Origin of the sequence: Marinicella pacifica, assembly GCF_014636635.1 — a bacterium.
GTDB classification, from domain to species: Bacteria; Pseudomonadota; Gammaproteobacteria; order Xanthomonadales; family Marinicellaceae; genus Marinicella; species Marinicella pacifica.
Map to the genome: position 1 here is coordinate 1 of NZ_BMEO01000024.1, position 6,880 is coordinate 6,880.

Below are 6,880 nucleotides of genomic sequence, written 5' to 3' on the forward strand. Positions count from 1 at the left end.
GCAAAATTATCACTATACTTTGCATTTATTTGTTAAAAATTCAGTAAATTAAAGGTGTATATTGAGAATAATAGGCTTGAAAAATTTTTAAATTATAATTTTAAAAACTTAGAAATCTAAGCTGGAAAATATACAACACTTCTAAGAGATTCTATATTGATTAAAATTAATAGATTTTTATACAACTAAAAAATTTATTGCTCAGCAGAATAGCACGACGAGAGTTTATTTTTCCAAAACTCAGCTGGGCACTCAGTAAATCCTTCATCATTACCGTCGTGGATTAATTCATAAAAGATCTTACTTAATTCGGACCTTGGCAAACATTCATTTCTTTTTGAATGTCTAATTTGGGAATTGTCTCTGATTGCAAGCTCTCCCAAATTGAGCAATCTATCCGAAACCGTGCTTCCATAATTATTACCTGAGTTAGAACGAGTGATAAACAAATAATCCTCATCGACAGCTCTATCGATAATGCTGCAAATATCTGATACAGCTAAACTGGCAATCAATTGACTAAGAAAAAGATGTGTTTTTTTACCGAATTTAAATTCATAGTTCAACTTAGAACACTTATGTATCAAATAACTCAATGCTTCATTGAACGCAAGATTCATTGTAAACGAAATAACTTTCCTTCTCTCCTCGCTAGATGTTGGAAAGTAATTTATTAAGTCTTTAAAAATCAACGTATAACAGCTGGCCACACTTAACCTTTCTTCATCTTTCTCAGAAATGTTAACGAACCAGTTAACAGCAGCAATATCAAAACCAACACATTTGTTATCCTCAAATTCAAACGCATCAGTATTTGAGTTAGGATCTACCAGAATAATATTTTTTGAATTAAGGCAATCCATTATATTCCTATCCATATATCTACTAGGTGATAAAAACTTGTCAGAAGGAATTTCAGTTAGCGGCAATATACTATCAAATGATTCATCTGTGAGAACTCTACAAATCGCTAAAAGATAAAGCTTGTGCGTATAACCCAATTCTTCAATATCAACGGACTTTTTGTTTTCGATATTATATTTAGCCTCAATTAATTTTGTCTTTTCATCTGCTGAAAGTTTTTGAGTTTTTTGCTTAGCCATGTCTAGTCCCCACAGTTATATAGTTGTATAGAATCCAGTAATATCCTGAATCGGGATATTTCAGATTATAGACTAAAGTCCCTGATTATGAAAAAAAGTATCTGGGATGAGTCATACATTAAGCTGAGAGAGGCGTTAAAAGACATCAGGCTTCGTGCTGACTTAACTCAAATTCAACTCTCAGAAGCTTTGGGGAAACCACAGAGCTACGTGTCTAAATATGAAATTGGTGACCGCAATCTTGATTTTATTGAAGTTATAAATGTGTGCAATGCATGTAATATAAAACCAGAAGATTTTGTGTCTAAATTTACAAGATCAAATACAAATAAAAGATAGTATCAATAAGTATATGTGTGAACGGGATGCTAAAAATTACAAAATGCCACTTTAATGACCAGACTGGTCATGACGACTTTCAATTAAGCTTAAGACAGATTTAGTATCACCTTTTTTGATTGCAGAGATAGGAGTTATTGGTTTATCAAATGGTAAAAAATCATTTTCGAGACTGTAATTCTGTTCTGGGATCTGTTTGGCTCATTTCATAATTTCTCAATTCGACTTTTAGATATTATACCTTAGATTCTTTTCCATCTTCTTCATTGCCATATGTAATGTTATTACACATCAGCAATTTATTGAATTAAACATTCTCAAGATCCAGCCTCACTTGTCATTCTCACATTGTACGCATTACAATTCATGTTAATACCAAGTTGGATAAACTACTTAAGTAGTTTTTCTTGTATAATTCTTACTTCTTCTGGATTAAGTAAGTCTTTATTGCTGAGTAGCCAAGAAGTAATTTTTTTATCAACATTACTTGAAACCATCTTGAATGCTAAATTGTCGTGATATTTTTCTTTAATGTCAAAATGTGTAATTCTTAGTAATGCATATGATTGATTTCTATTCAGTTCGAACATAGGGTCTTTCAAGCGTGGGCAATATTTATCACCGCCTCTCATATAAACAAAACAATATAAGTGATATAGGTCTTTATTAGCTGACTTTAAAATGCCTATAAATTCATCTCTGTAACCAACCGATTTTCCACTTGTTAACATTTGGAATAAATTATATGAGTCAGGTTTGCTACAATAAATCGGCTTAGTATTATTAACACCACAAAAGACCTCAAGTAATGATTCCTGCATCATGCTAGCGTGTTGACATCCTTCCCTAATTCGCATGCATATATATTTAACATTTTTAGTTCTTCTTAGGTAATATTCTAACTCTGAGGCATATATATATGGTTTGTCTTTAAGCCTTGTGTAAATACTATGAGCATCTCCACCTTTAGCTAAAGCCCTATCAAGTTCATCGGTTTGCATTGCCCTTCCAGAATTAATGTATTCTAAGATAATATTTGAAACTCTTCGTCTACTTAACTTATATTCAAGTTTTATTCGTTCATGAGATTCTAAAGTTGTTTGATTTAATAATTTTTTCAATATTTGCTTACTTACAGAAATATTATCTTTATTAAACTGTGAAAAATACCAGCCGAAAAAAAATTCAAAATTCATGTAGTTTACTCTGTTGGTTTTAGAATACTAAAAAGATTCATGTCTCTCTGATTATACAAGTGATTTATAACATATATTGAAAATTCGCAACATTAATTGAGTTACTCTAGATTATTAAAATACAACACTAAACACTCATGAATCGCCACTTTATATTGTTAATGGTATTGTGTTATTACTATGTCCAACCTCTTGGTTGCACTTAAGGATACACAGAACTTATTATAATCTATACATTTTAAGAATATCTCTTTACTGGTCTTATTTTATGTCTTATAATTCGATTATTAATTAACTAAGAGTTTATAAGAATATGAAAAAAGTTGGCTATGGTCGAGTTTCATCAACCGGACAATCCCTTGATGTTCAAGTGGATAAATTAAAGCAATTTGGATGTGACCCTATATACCAGGAAAAACTATCCGGAATTACTGCTCAGCGTCCTGAATTAAACAAGTGTTTAGATTATGTCCGTGACGGTGATGTTTTAGTCATCACAAAGCTAGACAGACTTGCTCGATCTACATTAGATCTTCATAAAATTGTCCATAATCTCAATCAGAAAAACGTTGGATTCAAAGTCTTGGATCAATCTATTGATACAACTAATAAAGAGGGCCGATTGATGTTTTCAATACTAGCATCTATAGCTGAATTTGAAACGGAACTTCGCAAAGAGCGTCAATTAGAAGGTATTGAAAAAGCAAAACAAAAAGGCGTCAAATTTGGCGCAAAACCCAAACTTAATGAGCAACAAATTATACAAATGATAAACGACAGAAACGATGGACTATTAATCAATGAACTCATGACTAAGTACAATTTAAGTAAAGCCAGTGTTTATAGGTTACTGAATGAATATGAATTGATGAATCGAGCACAAGGACACTTTTCTTACATGTTGAATGCCTTAGAAAAATTCACAACAGTAGAAGTGTCAACCAATGATCCAGTAACCAAAATAACAATGGAAAAACTTTTAAGAGAAAAAGCAATGTCAAAGATTCAGGCTGAAAAGTCACTAGCTAAAGAAACATTGGATTTGGTTTTGGTCGACCTTGATCCTCTTAGCAGCTAATTTATATACTGTTTCATATACCAACTGATTGTCCATAAATACACATCGAATGGGCTGTTTTTATGCCATATAATGAAACATTATTCCAGCGATTTGTTGGGCCGACTCCCTCACGATAAGTCAAGTTCCTCCTTGAAGTTGATGAATCTGTCCTGGCTGCCCGGATAAAACCCGAAATCTACCGGCTTACCCCACAGCTTTTCGAATACCGACACTGCCTGTTGAACCAGAGCTTTGAACTCGGTCCGAAAATCCAAGAGCTCAAATGGATCCGGATATTCGTCCGCTAAGCGGTGAGCGATAAATTGGTTCCGATGCTTGGTTTTCAGGTTATTCAGGTTACTTCGAAGCTTCTTGAGATATTTCTTGATGGCCCGTTTGGCCGAATCATCGAAGGGTTCTTTCGCAACAGCCTTTCTAAGCGTGCGAAGTGACCACCCATCGTCGTCGTCCAAGTTGCATAAGTGCAACACAATGCCGTTCGATAGATGTCGCAGCGCCGTAACCTCCTCAAGCAGAAACGCCCGGGACTCTTTCTTGATACGTTCAGCAAGACTTCCAAACTTGCGGTTGTAGCAATAAGCGCTCACCAGCAGCTGATACACCTCGTTCCGCACGGATTCATGAGACTTTTGAATCTGTTCGTTCATGTTCTAAGTCGCCCAGCGCAGCAATTTACGGACGGAGTAGAATGGCGCTTTTTGTGCTCCGCATAAAACGTGACAGCCCACGGAGTTCCGCAAGATTGCCTTGTTAAGTTTCACCATGTACCCGTTCCACTGGCAATTTATCAATTATTCTAGGTTCAATTTCCATTCGCATTTCAAATGTCCGCTCTTGAAGTTCATACGCCATAGTCGCAACTTTTTCCATAACATCACGCAAAAGGGGTGTTGCATAAGGGCTCGCGTTCATTGGAACCAATATTTTTCGATTACCAAGTTCGAGAACTTTTGGAACAACATCATTTGCGCCCGCATCCGAGTGCGCCATCATAGTATCTCGGTCGTATAGAATTTGTTGGTGAACTTCCATCTGCTCACTGTCGAACGCTGAAAGGATTTCTTTAGGCAACGTTTTCAAAACCAATTTACCCCTACTAGTTTTAAACGGCCTTGAATAAGCAATGATCACTGTAAGGTTGAGCGCAAGAATTAAAGTGCGATTTTCAGGCACGTTATCGTAGTAACCACTTTCAAGTAACACAGACGCAATCTCATGTGCTTGTTTAAAATCGTTGTAAGAAAGAAGTAATCGGTTGAATAACCGAAACTCATCTTCATCAACATCTATATCAATATACTCAGTCATTTAATTACGTAGCCACTTGGGTAATAAAACTTAACCGTCGCCAAAACGCGCGGCTTTGTAGTTGAGACGAAGCCGCAACGAAAAAAACGTCGCTGGCATGGCATTGTTAGCTTTATAGCACCAGCACACGAGACTTTTTGTCTCTCAATGACTTGCGCCCCTTACAAGCAGGTATGGTAAGAATACCGAACTTGTAGCCAATTTCTCCATCATAGCGATCCCCCAAAGGAAGCGAGCCTATGAGTTTAATAACGTACCGAGATTTCTTTTCATACCTAGTAACGTCGTACTCCAAGGCAGAATCCAAGCTTAGGGTTACAAGTAGCACATTGCAGAAAATTCCAGATCCACCACCATTTGACCACGCTTCAACGATATGAAGGCCACTAAACGATCGACCGATGTACTTGTGTGAAACCCAACCCTCTTCACTTGTACATGTAACAATGGGGAATCCTGAATCGGATTTCTTTACGTCAATATCGCCAAAGTATCGATTGCTCTTGTTTGAGTCAGTGATATTTATAGAAACAATTTGATCGCCTGAATCGCTAAGCCATCCACATAAATCATCTAAAATTCTCGGGTTTATAAACTCTGAATCAACAAATGAGTACTTTGCAGATTCGAGGTCGCGAATCACGCCCGTCTTTGGTGTTAACGTAAAAACATTTCTACCAATCATTCCGTGAATATCGTCACGAAAAAAACCAGCGACACTTAACAGTAGAACAACAACAGGCTCTGGGCTTTGATCTATATATAGCCAAACAATACAACCGATAAAGGCTAAGAAATTTATAATCTTATACAAGTGCTTTATACCAAGTGAAAGCTAACAATTTATTATATGTGCATTAATGCTATATATCGTCATTTTTATATATTTTCATGCCTTTAAATAAGTTGATATTAGCATAAGTGATTGATTTTTGACAAAGTGGGGATTTTCTGGATGCACGTTTATCCGGTTATCTGCGGATATATGTGCACGAATGCTTTAATTTACAGATATCTCTGGGTAAAAGTGCAATTTTAAAGACTTTGATCAGCATTAATGAATGATTAAGTTTTTACAGAAATGTGTTTGGCAGTAAAATTTAAGTATATTGAGTTAATATGAAAAAACTACGGAAATAGTTTAGGAAAATTGGCTATACGCTTACATTGACTGTAAGCGTCAAGCGAACCCCATTCTATCATTTAGCTAAAAGCTGATGCACACTGTGTTTTTTTTAACACAGTGATTTACATGAGCAAAACTTACCGAAGCAAAGAGCAATGGATTGCGCTTATTCACGCCCATAAAAAATCCGGTTTAACAGCCGCTGCATTCTGCCGGCAACAAGGCATTAATGCCAAGTATTTTTCCAAGCGACAAAAGGATTTTGGGTTTAGGCCATCCACCAAGAATGAGTTTATTCAGGTTAAGTTCGATAAACCGGTGTATCGGAAGGTGATGTCATTGAACACGGGGCGTGGCCAAATAGAATTTAATACCTGGCCTGATCCTGATTACGTTCATCAACTGCTCAAGGCATTGCGATGATTCACTTTGCCGATGTGCCGGTTTATCTGCACCGTGATTATGTGGACTTTCGCAAACAGATAAATGGCTTGAGCCAAATCGTTCAAGATAACATGGGCATGGATGTGTTTAGCCCGGGTCTGTTTGTGTTTTGTAATAAAGGCCGTGATAAGCTCAAAGTGTTGTACTGGGATCAAACCGGGTTTTGCTTGTGGCAAAAGCGTCTTGAGCAGGATAAGTTTATCTGGCCTAAAAAAGATATCAATGACATTATACACTGGGATGTTGAGCAACTTGATTGGTTATTGCGTGGCTTTAATGTGGC

General features: G+C 36.2%; 9 protein-coding genes. 4 read left to right on the forward strand and 5 right to left on the reverse strand.

What is annotated here, in order from left to right; translation table 11 throughout:
* Positions 1–194 precede the first annotated feature (194 nt).
* On the reverse strand, positions 195–1,103 hold the full coding sequence (locus IEV16_RS13015; protein ID WP_188366161.1) for a hypothetical protein: 909 nt from the start codon (positions 1,101–1,103) through the stop codon (positions 195–197).
* An 87-nt stretch (positions 1,104–1,190) separates the two neighbouring features.
* On the opposite strand from IEV16_RS13015, the gene IEV16_RS13020 reads away from it, so the two are divergent.
* Entirely contained in the window at positions 1,191–1,442 is a 252-nt protein-coding gene (locus IEV16_RS13020) for a helix-turn-helix domain-containing protein (RefSeq protein WP_188366162.1), read from the forward strand.
* 389 nt (positions 1,443–1,831) lie between these two features.
* On the opposite strand, the gene IEV16_RS13025 is transcribed toward IEV16_RS13020, so the two are convergent.
* Positions 1,832–2,638, reverse strand: a complete 807-nt coding sequence (locus IEV16_RS13025; RefSeq protein WP_188366163.1) for a hypothetical protein — start codon at positions 2,636–2,638, stop codon at positions 1,832–1,834.
* A gap of 313 nt (positions 2,639–2,951) precedes the next feature.
* Here IEV16_RS13025 and IEV16_RS13030 point away from each other — a divergent pair, with 313 nt between their 5' ends.
* Positions 2,952–3,716: a recombinase family protein gene (locus IEV16_RS13030; RefSeq protein ID WP_188366164.1), complete on the forward strand. Its 765-nt coding sequence runs from the start codon at positions 2,952–2,954 to the stop codon at positions 3,714–3,716.
* Positions 3,717–3,826: 110 nt separating this feature from the next.
* On the opposite strand, the gene IEV16_RS13035 is transcribed toward IEV16_RS13030, so the two are convergent.
* From IEV16_RS13035 to IEV16_RS13045, 3 genes are all read right to left on the reverse strand, one after another.
* The gene (locus tag IEV16_RS13035; RefSeq protein WP_188366165.1) at positions 3,827–4,366 is read right to left on the reverse strand and encodes a hypothetical protein; all 540 of its coding nucleotides are present in this window, start codon (positions 4,364–4,366) and stop codon (positions 3,827–3,829) included.
* A 103-nt stretch (positions 4,367–4,469) separates the two neighbouring features.
* Positions 4,470–5,027: a hypothetical protein gene (locus tag IEV16_RS13040; protein WP_188366166.1), complete on the reverse strand. Its 558-nt coding sequence runs from the start codon at positions 5,025–5,027 to the stop codon at positions 4,470–4,472.
* Between the two features lie 112 nt (positions 5,028–5,139).
* Positions 5,140–5,841, reverse strand: a complete 702-nt coding sequence (locus IEV16_RS13045; RefSeq protein WP_188366167.1) for a hypothetical protein — start codon at positions 5,839–5,841, stop codon at positions 5,140–5,142.
* Between the two features lie 438 nt (positions 5,842–6,279).
* Between IEV16_RS13045 and tnpA the strand changes: the two genes are divergently transcribed.
* Positions 6,280–6,576 (forward strand): IS66 family insertion sequence element accessory protein TnpA, encoded by a 297-nt coding sequence (gene tnpA, locus IEV16_RS13050; RefSeq protein ID WP_188366168.1) that lies wholly within the window; start codon positions 6,280–6,282, stop codon positions 6,574–6,576.
* Positions 6,573–6,880, forward strand: a 308-nt coding sequence (gene tnpB, locus IEV16_RS13055) for an IS66 family insertion sequence element accessory protein TnpB (protein ID WP_188366169.1), incomplete at its 3' end; no start/stop codon positions are given. The genes tnpA and tnpB, both read left to right, overlap by 4 nt.

Bases quoted from the DNA above. Each gene is read 5' to 3' on its own strand.
- IEV16_RS13025 (WP_188366163.1), bottom strand. From the start codon at position 2,638: ATGAATTTTGAATTTTTTTTCGGCTGGTATTTTTCACAGTTTAATAAA.
- IEV16_RS13030 (WP_188366164.1), top strand. From the start codon at position 2,952: ATGAAAAAAGTTGGCTATGGTCGAGTTTCATCAACCGGACAATCCCTT.
- IEV16_RS13020 (WP_188366162.1), top strand. From the start codon at position 1,191: ATGAAAAAAAGTATCTGGGATGAGTCATACATTAAGCTGAGAGAGGCG.
- tnpA (WP_188366168.1), top strand. From the start codon at position 6,280: ATGAGCAAAACTTACCGAAGCAAAGAGCAATGGATTGCGCTTATTCAC.
- IEV16_RS13040 (WP_188366166.1), bottom strand. From the start codon at position 5,027: ATGACTGAGTATATTGATATAGATGTTGATGAAGATGAGTTTCGGTTA.
- IEV16_RS13035 (WP_188366165.1), bottom strand. From the start codon at position 4,366: ATGAACGAACAGATTCAAAAGTCTCATGAATCCGTGCGGAACGAGGTG.
- IEV16_RS13015 (WP_188366161.1), bottom strand. From the start codon at position 1,103: ATGGCTAAGCAAAAAACTCAAAAACTTTCAGCAGATGAAAAGACAAAA.